At 59.5% G+C, this 17,537-nt stretch carries 10 protein-coding genes; 7 read left to right on the top strand and 3 right to left on the bottom strand.

Features of this window, described 5'->3' with window-relative positions:
• Window positions 1-272 precede the first annotated feature (272 nt).
• Entirely contained in the window at window positions 273-3,374 is a 3,102-nt protein-coding gene (locus tag FEM41_RS04355; RefSeq protein WP_138094809.1) for an autotransporter outer membrane beta-barrel domain-containing protein, read from the top strand.
• A gap of 53 nt (window positions 3,375-3,427) precedes the next feature.
• Here the strand turns inward: FEM41_RS04355 and bcsG are convergent, their stop codons facing one another.
• The 3 genes from bcsG to bcsE are packed head-to-tail and all read right to left on the bottom strand — an operon-like array spanning window position 3,428 to window position 6,822.
• Window positions 3,428-5,092 (bottom strand): cellulose biosynthesis protein BcsG, encoded by a 1,665-nt coding sequence (gene bcsG, locus FEM41_RS04350; protein ID WP_138094807.1) that lies wholly within the window; start codon window positions 5,090-5,092, stop codon window positions 3,428-3,430.
• Window positions 5,085-5,282 carry a cellulose biosynthesis protein BcsF gene (bcsF, locus tag FEM41_RS04345; RefSeq protein WP_138094805.1) on the bottom strand — a complete coding sequence of 66 codons (198 nt, stop codon included), beginning with the start codon at window positions 5,280-5,282 and terminating at the stop codon, window positions 5,085-5,087. The genes bcsG and bcsF overlap by 8 nt, the downstream gene beginning before the upstream one ends.
• Window positions 5,266-6,822 carry a cellulose biosynthesis protein BcsE gene (gene bcsE / locus FEM41_RS04340; protein ID WP_138094803.1) on the bottom strand — a complete coding sequence of 519 codons (1,557 nt, stop codon included), beginning with the start codon at window positions 6,820-6,822 and terminating at the stop codon, window positions 5,266-5,268. Before bcsE ends, bcsF begins: the two co-directional genes overlap by 17 nt.
• Before the next feature lie 171 nt (window positions 6,823-6,993).
• Between bcsE and bcsR the strand changes: the two genes are divergently transcribed.
• Genes bcsR through bcsC form a run of 6 tightly spaced genes read left to right on the top strand, consistent with a single transcriptional unit; the run spans window position 6,994 to window position 17,504 of the window.
• Window positions 6,994-7,185, top strand: a complete 192-nt coding sequence (bcsR, locus tag FEM41_RS04335; RefSeq protein ID WP_138094801.1) for a cellulose biosynthesis protein BcsR — start codon at window positions 6,994-6,996, stop codon at window positions 7,183-7,185.
• 14 nt (window positions 7,186-7,199) lie between these two features.
• On the top strand, window positions 7,200-7,934 hold the full coding sequence (gene bcsQ, locus FEM41_RS04330) for a cellulose biosynthesis protein BcsQ (RefSeq protein WP_138094799.1): 735 nt from the start codon (window positions 7,200-7,202) through the stop codon (window positions 7,932-7,934).
• Window positions 7,931-10,549 carry a UDP-forming cellulose synthase catalytic subunit gene (gene bcsA / locus FEM41_RS04325; protein ID WP_138094797.1) on the top strand — a complete coding sequence of 873 codons (2,619 nt, stop codon included), beginning with the start codon at window positions 7,931-7,933 and terminating at the stop codon, window positions 10,547-10,549. Before bcsQ ends, bcsA begins: the two co-directional genes overlap by 4 nt.
• Window positions 10,550-10,559: 10 nt before the next feature.
• Window positions 10,560-12,962, top strand: coding sequence for a cellulose biosynthesis cyclic di-GMP-binding regulatory protein BcsB (gene bcsB, locus FEM41_RS04320; protein ID WP_138094795.1), 2,403 nt, complete (start codon window positions 10,560-10,562; stop codon window positions 12,960-12,962).
• Between the two features lie 4 nt (window positions 12,963-12,966).
• Window positions 12,967-14,070: a cellulose synthase complex periplasmic endoglucanase BcsZ gene (gene bcsZ, locus FEM41_RS04315; protein WP_241666569.1), complete on the top strand. Its 1,104-nt coding sequence runs from the start codon at window positions 12,967-12,969 to the stop codon at window positions 14,068-14,070.
• Complete coding sequence (gene bcsC, locus FEM41_RS04310; protein ID WP_138094791.1) at window positions 14,052-17,504, top strand: cellulose synthase complex outer membrane protein BcsC; 3,453 nt, start codon at window positions 14,052-14,054, stop codon at window positions 17,502-17,504. Before bcsZ ends, bcsC begins: the two co-directional genes overlap by 19 nt.
• Window positions 17,505-17,537 lie beyond the last annotated feature (33 nt).

Genomic DNA, 17,537 nt, shown 5'->3' with positions numbered 1-17,537 from the left:
TATATGGGTTGTGTTACTCCTCTTAAAATTTAAAATTTCGTGTGAAAAATCTCATTTTTAAGGAAAATCTTTATAGGAAATTAATCCGGGAATGGTCTTAAAAATTGATTAGTTATCCTGGAGATAGATTTTCTGTCTGTGGCTTGGCGTACCCATCATTAGGAGATAGGTTGGTTTTAGCCAGACAGGAAATGATCTTCTTCGAAAGCGCTCCGTAGCGAAAGAACACTTTTGCCGGAGAAGATGGAAGCCCTGTATCAGGAAGAAACTTCATGCGGATTTTACCTGGAGTAAGGAAACGACTCGCTGTTCAGATAGCCCTGGCGCTGCTGCCTGCCTCTGTCTGTGCCAGTGATTTGGTGATTGATAACGGCAGCCAGGTCTCGGCGGTCTGGGCCATCAACGGCGTATCGGGCGGCTCCGGACAAGGTGTTGTGCTGGCGGCTGGAAATATTGTTATTAACGGCGGCGCGACCATTGACAGCTCAAATATATCGGCAGCGTTCGCCAGATATGTGGTTTATGCTAATGGCAGCGCTATTGATTTGGGCAGCGGGACCCAAATGATTTCTGGTAATAGCGCGAATGCGTTGACCGTTGAGAATGGCGGGATGGTACGTGGCCAGGATCTCGATATTCAGGCTACAGATGAAAACTATGGTCAGAATATGGCGCAGTTATATGGCATAAACACGATTGCAAGGTCAGAAAATGCCAGTTCGCAATTCGTGAATTTAACTGGCTTATCTCAGATGACACTTAATAATAGCTCGGGTGACATCACCGGGATATTGGCAAGCTGTACCCCGGCGGGGAACTGTAACACCAGCCAGAGCACCAATGTTCAACTTGAGAATCTGGGATTAAATATTATCGCGCAAGGCAATGCCACGGGCATTGAGGCCGCAGGGCAGAATATCGCGATGAATCAATCTTCGATCGTGGTGAACAGCGGTAGCCACGATGCGAATATCCAGGGACTGGTCACCAGCGGCGGCAGCATTACCGCTGCTGGCTACACCGATCTGTCGGTTTCCGGCAATGGCCTGTTAACGGCGATATCAGCCAGCGGTCCGTCCGCATCGGGGCTGGCGAATATCGATCTCCAGGGCGGCGCGAAGCTGGAACTGATACGTGATGCCGGTAATACTCATGGCATTAATGGCGTCCTGGCTCAGGATGGCGCACGGGTACAGTTGACAGATACCTGGGTCATGCTTGACAGCAATGCCAGCGTCAGTGAAACCGATCGCTTTATCACCGCGCAAAACAGCCGGGATGATGTGGCTTCGACTATTGTGGTGGACGGCGAGCTGAATATTGCGGTGTCGGAAGGTTCGCCGTTGGGCAACGACCTGATTTACGTGGGGGCCGAAGGCAACAGCGCCATCGATCTGAACGGCAGCGTCAATCTGGGCGATCTGCGCACGGCAGATAACGCCACCGCTTTTTTTGCTCAGGACGGCGGTAAAGTGACGCTCAATGACCAGACGGTGAACGCCTGGGGCGCAGTGGTTGCCGATAGCGGGGATATCGATCTGCGCACGGCGGATAACTCCTATCTCTACAGCACCATGACGGCCATGAATGGCGGTACGGTGAATCTGGCGCTGAACGGTGCGGGCAGCGTCTGGGATATGACCGGTAACTCAACGCTGACCGGTTTGCAGCTTAACGGCGGCACCATTAACTTTCTGAATGATTCCGGTTCGGAATTTAAGACCCTGACGGTTAATGGTGATTATCACGGCGATGGCGGAACTCTGGTGATGAACGTCACCCTGAATAGCGACAATGACTCTCCGGGCGATCGTATGGTGGTCACCGGCGACACCAGCGGTAGCACCCAGGTAGAGTTCAATAATATCTATGGTCACGGCGAACACACCGATATGGGGATCGAACTGATCACCGTTGGCGGCGTATCCGATGGCGCGTTTAGCCTGGATCGACGGGTTGGTATTGGTCTGTACGACTACGCGCTGGTGCAGAAAGGAAGCAACTGGTATCTGAGTAACAGCGAAGAGGATGTGACGGGCGTTATTGCCGAACCGGAAACGCCCGCTTCAGACGTAGAGTCTGGGGATGATAACGGCGCTGGCGCGAATGTGCCGGAAGCCCCGGCGGAAGAAGAAACGGGCAACGATACCGGCAGTGCGGGCGGCGGCTCCGGCGAGTCAGGTAGCGGTGGCGCGGGTACGCCGGAAGAGGCCCCCGCTGAAAACGAAAGTGGTAATGACAGCGGTAATCCGGGAGAATCCGGGAATAACAGCGATAATCCGGGAGAATCCGGGAATGGCAGCGATAATTCGGGAGAATCTGGGGATGGCAGCGATAATCCGGATAAGTCCGGGAATGGCAGCGGCGGCAGTGACGATGGCGGCACCCAGGGGCGTTACGACTACACCAAGGTGTATCGCCCGGAAAGCGGTAGCTATATCGCCAATATCGCGGCAGCCAATACGCTGTTCCTTACCCGTCTGCATGACCGGCAGGGGGAGCATGAATATATCGATCCTGTCACTGGCGAACGTCACTCCACTACGCTGTGGCTGCGTAACACCGGCTCTCACAGCCGCTTTGAAGAGGCGGGCGGTCAGTTGATTAGCCGCAGCAACAGCTATGCCGTACAGCTCGGCGGCGATGTGGCGCGCTGGAGCAGCAATGAGAGCGACAGCTGGCGGTTTGGCCTGATGGCGGGCTATGGGCATAACCAGAACAAAACCCGCTCGGAACTGACCGGCTACACCTCACGCGGTCAGGTAAACGGCTATAGTGTAGGACTGTACGGTACCTGGTTTGCTGACGATGCCGGGCGTACTGGTGCCTGGGTTGATACCTGGGTTCAGTACGGCTGGTTCCATAACCGGGTTTCTGGCGACGAATTCCGCGAAGAAAAATACCGCTCCCGAGGCGTGACGGCCTCGGTAGAGGCAGGCTATGCGCTGCCGGTCGGTAGCTCCGAACGCTTCAGCTTCTGGCTGGAACCGCGCGGTCAGGCTGTCTGGATGGACGTGCGGGCGGACTCGCTGGTAGAAGATCAGGGAACCCACGTTAGCAGCAGCGGGGCGGGCAATGTGATGACCCAGCTGGGTATGCGCGCCTGGATGAAAGGACGGACGGAAAAAGGGGGTTCTGACCGCTTCCGCCCCTACGTTGAAGCCAACTGGATACATAACACCCGGGCCTTTGCGGTGAAGATGAACGGCGAGCGTAACGCTATGATCGGCACCCAGAATCTGGCGGAAGTTCGGATTGGCGCCGAAGGCCAACTGAACAGCAATCTGGCGCTGTGGGCCGATGTGGGCCAGCAGGTTGGGCGCAATAAGTACAGCGATACCCGCGGTACTTTGGGGATTAAGTTGCAGTTCTGATTTTGATGGGTAGATAAGGCGCCTCTTTCTTTGTGAAAGGGGCGCTTTTTTTATTACTGCGGATACGGCACCCAGTCGCCGCCGCCAAGCCGTACCCAGGGCTTACCCTGATACTGAATCACCACGGCATTGGCGTTTTCAGAGACCGGCGCCGTCTGCGGCAGATTGCTGGTCAGCGCATTCCAGTCCACCTGATCGGCCACAAAATTTTTGCCATCCACAGAGCGGGCGACCAGTTCGGAAATCGCCAGATAGCTGCTGGGCTGGCTAATCTCAATCGGGCTGCCCTGATGGGGCGCCTTCATGCCGATAAACTTCACCCCCACCGGAACATGGGTGATCGACGGGCTGGGAATGTCGCGCAGCCCGGAAACCTGCATTTTATCGCCCTTCAGCGCACCGCCGTGTTCCGGCGCCACCACCACCATCACCTTACGGCCTGACTTTTCCAGTTCGGTCAGGAAGTTGTCCAACTGGTCGAACAGCTTCTGGGCCCGCACCTTATAGTCCGCAGTTTTACTGATGCCCGGAAAATGGTTGCCGTCGTGCAACGGCAGCAGGTTAAAGAAGGTGGCGGAACGGGTGTTGGGATCGCGCCCTTCCTCAGAAAGCCAGCGCTGTAGCACCGCCGTATCGTCGTAGATGGGCGAATTATCAAACGACAGCAGATTCGTCGGCAGGCCATTCTGATTCATCAGCGGTGACTGAACGCCACCGTACTGGCGAATCTCCTTCAGGAAGTCGCCGAAGACGCCATCGTGATCCAGCATCAGATGCTGGCTAAAGCCGAGCGCCGCCAGGTTATCGAACAGATAGCACTGGTTACCGGCGGGCGAATAGAGATTCTTATGGGAAGACTGCCCACAGCTGGCGCGCAGCAGACGAATGGCTGCCGGGCCGCTGTAAGAGGTGGCAGAGTTAAACTCTTTAAACAGAATATCGAAGTGCGACCATAATGGGTGCGACGTCAGGCCGGTCGCTTCCATATCAGACCAGGCCAGAGAGCAAATATTGATCACCAGCAGTTCGAACGGTTGGGCATCCATGGGCAACGATGCCGGGAATTGGGTCTGGCGTTTGGCCTCGCTGGCGTAAAAGCTGTTCAGCCATGCGGTCAGATTCTGGGAACTGGCCGGAGCGGTCTGGGCCGGGATATCCCCCACCTGAGGCGTATTGGTATCGCCTGATGTGATGGCGGTGGTCACCGCCGCTGGCGCCGTATTGCCGCCGGGGGTCAGCGCAATAACCGGGCCGGAAACGGTCAGTACGTTAAGCCAGATCAGGGCTGCTACCACCAGTACCGTTACCCGCACCCACTGAGAGATAAACAGCCAGGCCACCAGCAGCACAAAGGCCGCGCCTACCATCTGCCAGTTAATAAAGCGGGTGGTGAGATCCAGAATATAATCCCAACTGAAACCGGCCACCTGGGAGCCCTGGCTCATCATGCTGTCCAGGCCTGGTAGCCAGGTGTCGTGCCAGAACAGGGCGAAGCCGATGGGCAGCCCCACCCAGTGACGCAGGCGATGCAGCCGCGGGTTGGGAAGAGGGAATAACAGATAAGCGGCAAAAACCAGGTTTTCCAGGGCGTGGAAATTCAGGTAGCCGGTCCACAGCAGCGCGAATTTCGCCAGAAAGTAGAAATTCCAGCCAGAAAGCCCGCGCCAGTACTGCCAGAGCGGCATTGATAACGGAGACGTTGGTTTGTGTTCAGTCATGTTCTGAGTTTGCCCTGGCAGCCTGTTGCCGGCGCAGCGTACCGGCGGGTTTGACGAAACGGGGTTTAAAAAAGGTGATGCGCATCCATGTAGCCAGAGGCGTCAGCCAGCGCCGGGCATAAAAGCCCAGCGGCAGAAAGATGACGGCGCACAGCGCAATCAACTGAAGAATGTCACTGATGGTCATCATAAGCGGACTCCGGGGCCATAAGGGTAATGGGCTGCGGCTGGTGCTGTCGTGCGCTCTGCATCTCTTCAGCCCGGGCAATGGGGCGGGCGATGGCGGCAGGCATAATGTCGTGACGCGGCGCCTGAGTGCGCATCTGGACCAGCTCTGCGGCGATTTGCCGGTCTTCGAACCACACTACGCGGTTGGAAACCACCTCTTCCGGCGGCAGCGAAAAAATATTCTTCAGGGCGATGTCCAGACTGTTGACCTGGCAGTAGCTCAGGAACAGCACAATGCGTTGGTCGTTAGCGGCCATAATATCGCCCTGACGCTTAATACGGCAGAGGGAGAGCGCCTGCCGGGTCGCGAGTCCCGGCACTGGCCGCAGCGCGACCAGCACGCCGCGATTATCTTCAGGAATCAGCGGGTTATGGAGCAATGCTTCAATGGCGGTGCAGAATTCGTCCCAGGGCTGCCAGCCGCGTAGCTGTAGCGGGCGCAGCGCGCCCACCAGCTCGGCGAGGCTTTCCGGTACCGGGCGGCTGTACTGCTGGCCCTGGACGCTCTCGATAAGCGTCAGGCTACGGGAAAGCGGCGTACTTCCCGGAATGACCAGACTGGCGCCGCTGCCCATAAGCAGACGTTCATCTACGGCGCGCAGGCTGGCCTGGCTTTCGCGAACGACAAGCTTCAGGGCGCTCCCACGCTGGCGCCGTAGCGCATGCAGGTCGTGGGCGATGGTTTCCACGTCGCGGTTATTGGTGAGCGAAAAGATAATGGTCGCGGCCTGGGCGCCGCGCGCCGCTTCGAACAAAGCCTGGTTGCTGTCGAACAATCGCCAGTGTTCTGACAGTGGCGGCGCGCCTTCCAGGACGGCCTGGTGGCTAAGGATGGTGCGCTCATCGCTGCGGGGCTGAGGCGCGCTCTGTACCGACTGGCATAATTCCCAGCGGCTCTGCTGCCAGCGAATGGTTAACTGCTGTCTGGCGCTGACCCCTTTTTCGTTGCACCAGAACGCGACATCGAAACACCAGGCATCATTCTGTGGGCGCAGGCTGGCCAGACCGTTCAGGCTACGGTGGGCATTGACCAGTGCAGAATATTGATCGTCGCTGCGGTTTCCCGGGTTTATCACCAGCAATGTGCACTGATATTTCTGGCACTGGAGATTTATCTGGTTGGCAATTTTGTGAAGGGTTTCTGAGCTTATATTTCTAAAAAAATTGTCCTGGAGCAAGAAAATAATCAGATAATGCTTGGGTTTTATATTGCATGACATATCTGGCAATAGCGAGTATAGACTATTTTTCGTATTTTGCGCTTTATAGAGTAAGATCTCATCCGGCCCTTCTTCGGAAAGCGAAGTAAGAATCTTTTTCGGTGCCGTACCCATTGTGACGAGCGCGACTTTTGCGTCGTTTTTCTGGGCGGAGATGGTGCTGTTGGCCAGGCGCGCCGCGTCTTCGTAGCGTTCGGTGTTTACCCACCAGACGCCGCCTGTGGGCATATGCCGCAGCTCATTCCACAGTGCGTGTATTCCAACAGAAAAAATGGGGCCCATGTTCTCTCTCTTCGCTTACTCGCCAAAGTGCGGAAATAAACCTAACATTGAAAATAAACATCAGCGGTCTTAGCATTGTAAAACAAAAACTTTGTCGCAGCATGAGGCGTTTTTTTTGTTGCGAATCTACCTGGTGCATAACAACACCAATAGATTATACCGGTGCAGGGTATGAATAAGCAAAATGACACATCTGATGATTTCCGGAATTTGCCTGGAATTGCCACCCAGAATGATATTCAGACGCTGTTTCGGGCATTTGCTTTGCCGGATATTGATTATACCGACATCTCCCGGCAGGAAAGGCTGAATATCGCGCTCCAGCGCTGGCCACTGCTGGCCGAGCTGGCGCAGGATCACTAAAGGGAGCAGGCCAGATGGCAGTGATAGGGTTACAGGGGCTACGCGGCGGCGTGGGAACGACGTCGATCGCCGCGGGGCTGGGCTGGTCGCTGCAACAGCAGGGCGAGTCGGTACTGGTGGTGGGCGCCGCTCCGGATAACCTGCTGCGTCTTTTGTTCAATATCGGGTTTGCGCAAAGCGCGGGCTGGGCGTATGCCCTGCATGAGGGGCTGGCCTGGCAGAGTGCCGCCTGGCGCTATACGCCGCGTCTCGATGTTCTTCCATACGGGCAGTTAAACGCCATGCAGAGCAGCGAACTGCTGGCGCGCCCGGAAGGTGTTGCGCATTTTCTGGATGCCCTGAAAACCCTGAAACAGAGCGGCCGCTACCGCTGGATACTGGTGGATATTCCCGCCGGTTTCAGCGCCTTTGCTCTGGAAACCCTGGCGGCGGTGGATAGCCGCATTGTGGTGGCGACGCCAGACGCCAACTGCCACGCCCGCCTGCATCAGCAGCCGCTGGCTCAGGACGCTTACCTGCTGGTCAACGGATTACGGGTTGCCAGCCATCTTCAGGACGATATTTATCAGCTCTGGCTCCAGAGTCAGCGCAGTCTGGTTCCGGTGATTCTGCACAGTGATGAAGCCATGGCGGAATCGATGGCGGCTAAACAGCCGGTGGGCGAGTACAGCCCGGCTTCGCTGGTGGCGGAAGAGCTGATGACCTTGGCGGGCTGGTGCCTGCTCAATCTGGCGGAGCCGCAGCCATGAGCCTGCTTCTGCGTTGCCTGCTGGCGCCCGGCGTTAGCCAGCGCCTGCGAACGCGCTATATGGGCTGGCGGCGTAACGGCGCCACGCCGTTCAGCGCCGGACTGTGCTGCCTGATGGTGGCGCTGGGCTGGATCTTTCTGCGGCTGGAAAGCGAAAGCTGGCAGCGCATCAGGGCCCAGCGCCAGCGCCTGTATCCGCAAATCGATCCTCAGCGCCCGCGACCGCTCGATCCACTGCGCTATCTTATTCAATCCCTCTGGCTGTTGCTGATGCTGCCAGGTCGCGGGCTGGCAGCGCCGGTAACCTCGCGGCTGGCGCGTATTCAGGCATGGCGGGAAAATTACTATCAGTGGATGAAGGCGCTGCCGCAGCGGGTAGAGCGCAGCCAGGGCTTTCGGCGCAACGTTCAGGATCTGAGTCAGTTCAGCGTGCTGGCAAGGCGTATTCTGCTGGGGGTGGTCGTTGTGGTGGCGCTGATTATGGCGGTACTGTGCGTCACCCAGCCCTTCAGCCCGCTGGCGCAGTTTATTTTTCTGATGCTGCTGTGGGGTATTGCGCTGGTGGTACGGCGCATTCCCGGGCGTTTCCCCGCGCTGGTGATGGTGGTGCTGTCGCTGACCATCTCCTGCCGTTATATCTGGTGGCGTTATACCTCCACCCTGAACTGGAACGATCCGGTCAGCCTGGTCTGCGGCCTGATTCTACTGTTTGCTGAAACCTACGCCTGGCTGGTACTGGTGCTGGGGTTCTTCCAGATTATCTGGCCGCTGCATCGCCAGCCAGTACCGCTGCCCGCCTCAACGGCGCAGTGGCCGGTGGTGGATGTGATGATTCCCACCTACAACGAAGAGCTTAGCGTGGTGAAAGGTACGGTCTATGCCTCGCTGGGCATGGACTGGCCGAAGGATAAGCTCAATATCTGGATCCTCGATGACGGTGGGCGTGAAGCGTTCCGACGCTTCGCCGATGAAGTCGGGGCGAATTACATCGCCCGCACCACCCACGAGCACGCCAAGGCGGGGAATATTAATAACGCCCTCAAGCAGGCCCGGGGCGACTTTGTGGCGATTTTCGACTGCGACCACGTGCCGACCCGCTCGTTCCTGCAACTGACCATGGGGTGGTTCTTTAAGGATCAGAAACTGGGGCTGATTCAGACGCCGCACCACTTCTTTTCGCCGGACCCCTTTGAGCGCAACCTGGGGCGTTTTCGCAAAACGCCGAACGAAGGCGCGCTGTTCTACGGCCTGGTGCAGGACGGCAACGATATGTGGGATGCCACCTTCTTCTGCGGCTCCTGTGCGGTTATCCGCCGACAGCCGCTGGATGAAATTGGCGGTATCGCCGTAGAAACCGTCACTGAGGATGCCCACACCTCGCTGCGCCTGCACCGGCGCGGCTACACCTCGGCCTATATGCGCATCCCCCAGGCCGCCGGTCTGGCGACCGAAAGCCTGTCGGCGCACATTGGTCAACGCATCCGCTGGGCTCGCGGCATGATTCAGATCTTCCGGCTGGACAACCCGCTATTGGGCAAGGGGCTGAAGCTGGCTCAGCGCTTGTGTTACGCCAACGCCATGCTGCACTTTCTTTCCGGCCTGCCGCGCCTGATCTTCCTGATCGCGCCGCTGGCCTTTCTGCTGCTGCATGCCTATATCATTTACGCCCCGGCGCTAATGATAGCGCTGTTCGTCCTGCCCCATATGATTCACGCCAGCCTGACCAACTCGAAAATTCAGGGGCGCTATCGCTACTCTTTCTGGAGTGAAATTTACGAAACGGTGCTGGCCTGGTACATCACGCCGCCCACCATCGTCGCGCTGATAAACCCGCGCAAAGGGAAGTTTAACGTCACGGCGAAAGGGGGGCTGGTGCCCCATGAATATGTCGATTGGGTGATTACCCGACCCTACCTGATGCTGGTTCTGCTTAACGTGCTGGGGCTGCTGTTCGGCGTCTGGCGCTTTTTCGAAGGGCCGGAACACGAAATGCTGACCGTGCTGGTGAGCATTGCCTGGGTGACCTACAACCTGATTATTCTGGGGGGCGCGGTGGCGGTTTCGGTAGAAAGCAAGCAGGTGCGCCGGGCTCACCGGGTCGAGATCGCCATGCCTGCGGCGCTGGCCCGGGAAGACGGCCATCTCTACCCCTGCACAGTACGCGACTACTCCGACGGCGGTGTCGGTATTCGTCTGCATGGCTCGCTGTCGCTGCGCCACGGCGAGCGCATTCAACTGCTGCTGCGCCGTGGTCAGCAGCAGTTCTTCTTCCCGGCGCAGGTAGTTCGCGCCGCCGGAGAAAGCGTTGGCCTGCAACTGGCGGAGATGACCACCCGACAGCATATCGATTTTATTCAGTGCACCTTTGCCCGCGCCGATACCTGGGCGCTATGGCAGGACAGTTTCCCGGAAGATAAACCGCTGGAAAGCCTGCTGGATATTCTGAAGCTGGGACTGCGCGGCTACCGCCATCTGGCGGAGTTCGCCCCGGCGTCGCTGAAGTATGTGTTCCGGAGCATCACGCTGGTAGTGGACTGGGTGGTTTCCCTGATCCCCCGCAGACCAGCGCGCGGCGCCGGCGATCGGCAACCGGATTCGGCCATGACTCAACAATGATGATAATGCGATGAAAAGAAATCTCTTCTGGATCTGTGCAGTGGTTTTGGGGCTGAGCGCGCTGCCGTATCGGCCTGGCATGGCGGCCCCGGCGGACCCCGGCGCGGTTCCGGCGCCGATGGTGCCGACGGTGGCTCCGGCAACCGAAGGCGTGGTGACTCAGGGGCCGACCAGTAATGACCTGGAGGCGGTCGTGCCGCAGGCGCCGGAAGAGGGAACCGGGCAGGTGATGCCGGGCATACCTGGCGCCGGAGCGCCGGTCGTTGCCGAAAATGCACCGGCCCGCGAAGTGACGCTGAACTTCGCCCAGATTGCACCGCCGCCCGGCAGCATGGTGCTGCGCGGCGTGCATCCCAACGGTTCGGTGGAATTCGGCATGCGCAGCGACGAAGTGGTCTCCCGCGCGCTATTAAACCTGGAGTACACCCCGTCTCCGGCGCTGATTCCGGTTCAGTCGCAGCTTAAGGTGTACCTGAACGATGAGTTGATGGGGGTACTGCCGGTCACCAAAGAGCAGTTAGGTAAGAAAACGCTGGCCCGGCTGCCCATCGACCCGCTCTACGTCAGCGACTTTAACCGGGTGCGGCTGGAGTTCGTCGGTCACTATCGCGACGTGTGCGAAAACCCGGCCAACAGCACGCTATGGATGGATATCGGGCGCGGCAGCTCCCTGAGCCTGCTGTATCAGAAACTGCAACTGCGTAACGATCTCTCCCACTTCCCGGTGCCGTTTTTCGACTCCAGAGATGACAGACCGCTGACGTTGCCGATGGTTTTTTCCGCAGCACCTGACGTGGAGCAGCAGCGCGCAGCCGGGATTATCGCCTCCTGGTTCGGTACCCGTTCGGTGTGGCGCGGCCAGCGCTTCCCGGTGCTCTATAACCAGTTGCCGGAAAGTAACGCCATCGTCTTCGCCACCAACGACAGGCGCCCGGATTTCCTGCGTGAGCACCCGCCGGTGAAAGCGCCCACCATCGAGATGATCAACCACCCGGATAATCCTTACGTGAAGCTGCTGGTTGTCTTTGGTCGTGACGACAGCGATCTGCTTCAGGCGGCTCAGGGGATCGCCCGGGGCGATATCCTGTTCCGCGGCGATGCCGTTACTGTGGATGAAGTGGATCCGTTACTGCCGCGTAAGCCTTATGACGCACCGCACTGGGTGCGTACCGACCGGCCCGTCACCTTTGGCGAACTGAAAACCTACGAGCAACAACTTCAGTCGAGCGGCATTGAGCCCGGCTCCGTGGCTCTGACCCTTAATCTGCCACCGGATCTCTATCTGCTGCGTAGCAACGGCATCGATATGGATCTGAAATATCGCTATACCGCGCCGCCGGTGAAGGACAGTTCGCGGATGGATATCAACCTGAACAATCAGTTCCTGCAATCTTTCAGCCTGTCGCCGAAGAGCCGGGAAGGCAATCTGCTGATGCGCCTGCCGGTGGTGCAGGGGTTACTGGACGGTAAGAACGATGTCTCGATTCCGGCGCTGCGCCTGGGGGCCGCTAACCAGCTACGCTTCGACTTCCAGTACATGAACCCAATGCCCGGCGGCTCTGTTGAAAACTGTATTACCTTCCAGCCGGTGCAAAACCACGTGGTGATTGAAGATGAATCGACCATCGACTTCTCCAACTATCATCACTTTATCGCCATGCCGGACCTGCGCGCCTTCGCCAATGCGGGCTTCCCCTACAGCCGGATGGCGGATCTGTCGGATACCCTGGTAGTGGTGTCTAAGCAGCCGACGCCTGCCCAGGTCAGCACCCTGCTGGATACCCTGGGCATTATCGGCGCCCAGACCGGGTTGCCTGCCGTGAAGGTGGCGCTGACGGACAGCGCCGACGAAATTAAAAAGCGCGACGCTGACCTGATGGTAATCGGCTCCCTGCCCGAAAAATTGAAGGATGATAAGCGCCTGGATCTGCTGGTGGAAGCGGCGCTGAGCTGGGTGAAAATGCCGTATCGCCAGACGCCGCTGCCGTCGATTATGGCAAGTCCGGCGGACCGGGAACCCGATGTTCGAACCACCATCAGTTCCCGGGGACCGATGGCGGCCATTGTCGGCTTCCAGTCGCCGTTCCACAGCCAGCGCAGCGTTGTTGCTCTGCTGGCGGACAGCCCGCGCGGTTATGAGCTGCTGAACGGCGCCCTGAACGACAGCGGCAAGCGTGCCGCCATGTATGGTTCGGTGTCGGTGATTCGTGAATCTGGCGTCAACAGCCTGCGGGTCGGGGATATTTACTATGTCGGCCACCTGCCGTGGTTTGAGCGCATCTGGTATGCCCTGGCGAACCACCCGGTATGGCTGGCTATCTGCGCCGCCATCAGTGTGGTGCTGCTGGCCTGGGTACTATGGCGGGTGTTGCGAATGCTGAGCCGCCGCCGTTTGGATCCGGAGGATGAATAACATCATGGGATGGCGTTCTGCATTAGCTCTGGGCCTGCTGCTGGCGGCGATGACCGCCAGCGCCGCCTGCGACTGGCCTGCCTGGCAGCAATTTAAGCAGCACTATATCAGTGATGAAGGGCGGGTTATCGACACCAGCGATCCGCGCAAAATTACCACCTCCGAAGGGCAGAGCTATGGGTTGTTCTTCGCGCTGGTAGCGAACGATCGCCAGAGTTTCGACCAGTTGTTGACCTGGACCCGCAATAATCTTGGCGCAGGCGATTTAACCACGACCCTGCCCGCCTGGCTTTGGGGCAGGCGTGAAGACAATCAGTGGCGGGTGCTGGACAGCAATACCGCTTCGGATTCCGATGTGTGGATTGCCTGGGCGCTGCTGGAAGCTGGCAGACTCTGGAAGAACGAGGATTACACCACCCAGGGGCGGGCGCTGCTCGACCTGATTGCCCATAAAGAGGTAGTGAAGATCCCAGGCCTTGGCGAAATGCTGCTGCCAGGGGCACAGGGCTTCGCTCATGATAACCGCTGGCGCCTGAACCCCAGCTATCTGCCGCCCCAGGTTATCGCCCGTTTCGCCCGTTATCCCGGCCCCTGGAAAGCGATGCGCAAACCTATGATGCGACTGCTGCTGGAAACCGCGCCCAAAGGATTTTCCCCCGACTGGGTGAGCTGGAACAAGGGAAGCGGCTGGCAGATGCAGGATAAGCCCACGCTCACGGGCAGCTACAATGCGATTCGCGTCTACCTGTGGGTGGGGATGCTCAGCGATCGCTCCCCCGATAAAGCGCGGCTGCTAAATCATTTCCAGCCGATGGTGGCCGCCACGGAACAGCGCGGCGCGCCGCCTGAAAAAATCGATACCGTGACCGGTAAGTTGACCAACGATGGTCCCGGCGGTTTTTCCGCCGCCATGCTGCCCATGCTTCAGGAGAGCCCGGCGCTCTATGCTCAGCGTCAGCGGCTGACGAAAAACTTCCCCGACCATGAGTCCTACTACAGCTTTGTGCTGACGCTGTTTGGCCAGGGCTGGGATCAGCAGCGCTTTCGTTTTAATGCCCAGGGTGAGCTGGTGCCGGACTGGGAGCGGGTATGCGCGGATCCTCGTTAACGTTGATTGCCGTCGCGCTGGGACTGGCGCTGACCGTACCTGTCCAGGCGGCGAACCCCGCCCGGCTGCACCTGCTGGAACAGGTACGGCTGGGCGAAGCGACCCATCGTGACGATCTGGTGCGTCAGTCGCTCTACCGGCTGGAACTTATCGCCCCGGATGACCCGGAAGTCATTGCCGCCCGGGTGCGTTATCTGCTGCGCCAGGGCGACAGCGCTGGCGCCCAGGCGTTGATGAACAAACTCAAAACCACGGCGGCGGATTCCACGGCATACCGACGTTCGCAACTGGAGATGAAACTCGCCACCCCGGCCGGAAGCCAGGCGCTGCAACAGGCGCGGCTGCTGGGCACCACCGGCCATACCGATGAAGCCATCGCCGCGTATCAGGCGCTGTTTGAGGGAACGCCTCCTGATGGCGACCTGGCGGTGGAGTACTGGCTGCTGGTGGCGAAAAAGCCGCAACGACGCGTCCAGGCGATTGAACAGCTTAAAGCGCTGAATGCCCGAATGCCCGGCAACGATACGCTGCGCGCCAGCCTGGCCGGACTGCTATTCGACAGCAATCGTTCCCAGGAAGGGTTCAGCGTGCTGGAGCAGATGGCGCGCTCGGGAACCGGGCGCGGCCAGGCGGCGGATCTCTGGTATCAGCGCATTCAGGGGCTGCCGGTCAGCGCCGCCAGCGTGGCGGCGCTGGAGCGCTTCCTGACGCTGTTTACCGATGGCGAGACGGTGGATGATGCGAAAGCCAAACTGGCGGAGCAACGCAAGCAACTGGCCGACCCCGGTTTTCGGGCCAAAGCGACCGGGCTGGCGCAGGTGGCCGCAGGCGACGGCGCCCGGGCGGTTGCGCCGCTGAAAACGGCGCTGCGTGAAAATCAGAACGATGCCGAAACGGTGGCGGCGCTGGGCGAGGCCTGGTCCCAGGCCGGAAAACGCGCCGCCGCGGTACGCCAGCTTAACCGGGCGCTGCGTCTCGATCCCGATAACGACAGCAGTGGCAAATGGAAATCGCTGCTTAACACCAATCGCTACTGGTTGTTGATCGATGAAGGGGATACGGCACTCAAGGCTCAGGATACCGCGCTGGCAGAGCGTAAATTCCGCCAGGCGCGGGCCGTGGACGGTAGCGACAGCTATGCAGTGCTCGGTCTGGGAGACGTGGCGGTGGCGCGTAACGATGACGCCGAAGCTGAACGTTTCTACCGCCAGGCGCTGAGAATGGATCGCGGCAACAGCAACGCGGTACGCGGGCTGGCCAATGTCTATCGCCGTCAGTCTCCAGAGCGGGCGACGGCCTTTATCAACACCCTGAGCGCCAGCCAGCGCCGCAGCATTGACGATATCGAACGCGGTCTGGAAGACGATCGGCTGGAAGCCCAGGCAAGCGCGCTGGAATCGCAGGGGCGCTGGAATCAGGCTGCCGAACTGCATCAGCGGCGGCTACAGCTGTATCCCGACAGCGTCTGGACCCTCTACCGGCTGGCGAAGGCGCGCTATGCCGCCGGTCAACACGCCCAGGCCGACGCCCTGTTTCGCGATCTGGCCCGGCGCCAGCCGACGGATGCCGACCAGGTTTATGCCTATGGCCTTTATCTTTCCTCTTCCGGGCGGGATGAGGCGGCGCTACGCCACCTTGATACGCTGCCTCGCAGTCAGTGGAGCGACAATATTCAGGAGCTGGCGCAACGGCTGACCCTGGACCGGATATTCGCCGAGGCACAGGAACTGCGAGAGTCGGGTCGCGAGCCCGAAGCCATCGCGCTGCTGAAACGCCAGCCCGCCGCCGACCGTATCGACCTGACCCTGGCGGACTGGGCCGTGGCGCGGGGAGACTACCCGGAAGCCACCAGCCGCTACCGGCAGGTGCTGGCCCGGGAGCCAGGCAATGAAGATGCGCTACTGGGGCTGGCAGAGGCGGCGCTGGCTCAGAACGATAAAGCGCAGGCCCGTCAGTGGCTAACGCAGCTTGAGCGTGCGCCTGCGCAGGAGGCGCCGTCGGTAAACAGCGAACGACGGCTGGCGAACGCCTGGATCGAGGCCGGAAAACCCGATCGCGCCCGTGCGATCTACCAGCGCATCGTCCCGGCGGCGAAAAGGCAGCCGCCTTCGATGGAGAGCGCGCTGGCGCTGCGCGACGCGGCGCGTTTCGAAGCCGCCAGCGGCGAACCGCAGCAGGCGCTGGAACGCTATCGCGATGCGATGGTGGCATCTGATATTACCGATAAGCGGCCTGAAGATAACGATACCTTTACCCGTCTGACGCGCAACGACGCCAGCGACGACTGGCTGAAGCGTGGTATACGCAGCGACGCGGCGGATCTCTATCGCCAGCAGGACGTGAACGTCACGCTCGATCACGACTACTGGGGCTCCAGCGGTACGCCGGGCTACTCGGATCTGCGGGCCCATACTACGATGCTGCAGGTGGATGCGCCGCTCAGCGACGGGCGCCTGCTGCTGCGTACCGATGTGGTGAATATGGATGCCGGCAGTTTCAGCGGCGGTAGCTATGACGAAAAATGGGGCACCTGCTACGACTTCACCTGTAGCAGCAACCACCAGCAGCGGGCCAGTGGCGCAAGCGTAGCGGTAGGCTGGCAGAATGAGACCTGGGCGGCGGATATCGGCACCACGCCGATGGGTTTTAACGTGGTGGATGTGGTGGGTGGACTGAGCTACAGCAGCGATCTGGGGCCGTTTGGCTATACCCTGAATGCCCACCGGCGGCCGATCTCCAGCTCGCTGCTTTCGTTCGCAGGCCAGCGCGATCCCAATACTCATAAGGTGTGGGGCGGCGTGCGCGCCGACGGTGGCGGTATCAGTATGAGCTATGACAAGGGCGGCGATCACGGCGTCTGGTCAAGCCTGAGCGCCGACCAGTTGACAGGGAAGAACGTGGCGGATAACTGGCGGGTACGCTGGATGACCGGCTACTACTATAAGCTGCTCAACGAAAATAATCGTCGGGTGACCGTAGGCCTGACCAACATGCTCTGGCACTACGATAAAGATCTGAGCAGCTATACCCTGGGGCAGGGGGGCTACTACAGCCCGCAGCGCTATCTTTCGTTTTCGGTGCCGATCATCTGGCGCCAGCGTACCGAAAACTGGTCGTGGGAGCTGGGGGGCTCCGTCTCCTGGTCCTATGCGAAGACCGACAACGAGCGGCGCTATCCTCTTCAGGGGCTGTTACCTGCCCGGGTTGATGCCATGGAAGAAGGGTCGTCATCGACCGGCGTGGGTTATACCGCCCGGGCGCTGGTGGAGCGACGCCTGACGTCGCACTGGTCCATCGGGGCAGGGATTGATATTCAGGAGGCCAAAGACTACACGCCGAGCCACGCTCTGATCTTTGTGCGTTATTCGCAGGCCGGGTGGCAGGGGGATATGGATATGCCGCCGCAACCGCTGGTACCCTATGCGGACTGGTAAATTATGGGGATTACCGGAAGGAAAGCGGTTAAA

The organism is Jejubacter calystegiae (genome assembly GCF_005671395.1).
Classification (GTDB): domain Bacteria; phylum Pseudomonadota; class Gammaproteobacteria; order Enterobacterales; family Enterobacteriaceae; genus Jejubacter; species Jejubacter calystegiae.
Note: the sequence above shows the minus strand (reverse complement) of the source record. Positions and strands in the feature narration are given on the sequence as shown.

Bases quoted from the DNA above. Each gene is read 5' to 3' on its own strand.
- FEM41_RS04355 (WP_138094809.1), top strand. From the start codon at position 273: ATGCGGATTTTACCTGGAGTAAGGAAACGACTCGCTGTTCAGATAGCC.
- bcsR (WP_138094801.1), top strand. From the start codon at position 6,994: ATGAATAAGCAAAATGACACATCTGATGATTTCCGGAATTTGCCTGGA.
- bcsA (WP_138094797.1), top strand. From the start codon at position 7,931: ATGAGCCTGCTTCTGCGTTGCCTGCTGGCGCCCGGCGTTAGCCAGCGC.
- bcsB (WP_138094795.1), top strand. From the start codon at position 10,560: ATGAAAAGAAATCTCTTCTGGATCTGTGCAGTGGTTTTGGGGCTGAGC.
- bcsQ (WP_138094799.1), top strand. From the start codon at position 7,200: ATGGCAGTGATAGGGTTACAGGGGCTACGCGGCGGCGTGGGAACGACG.
- bcsZ (WP_241666569.1), top strand. From the start codon at position 12,967: ATGGGATGGCGTTCTGCATTAGCTCTGGGCCTGCTGCTGGCGGCGATG.
- bcsC (WP_138094791.1), top strand. From the start codon at position 14,052: ATGCGCGGATCCTCGTTAACGTTGATTGCCGTCGCGCTGGGACTGGCG.
- bcsE (WP_138094803.1), bottom strand. From the start codon at position 6,822: ATGGGCCCCATTTTTTCTGTTGGAATACACGCACTGTGGAATGAGCTG.
- bcsG (WP_138094807.1), bottom strand. From the start codon at position 5,092: ATGACTGAACACAAACCAACGTCTCCGTTATCAATGCCGCTCTGGCAG.
- bcsF (WP_138094805.1), bottom strand. From the start codon at position 5,282: ATGATGACCATCAGTGACATTCTTCAGTTGATTGCGCTGTGCGCCGTC.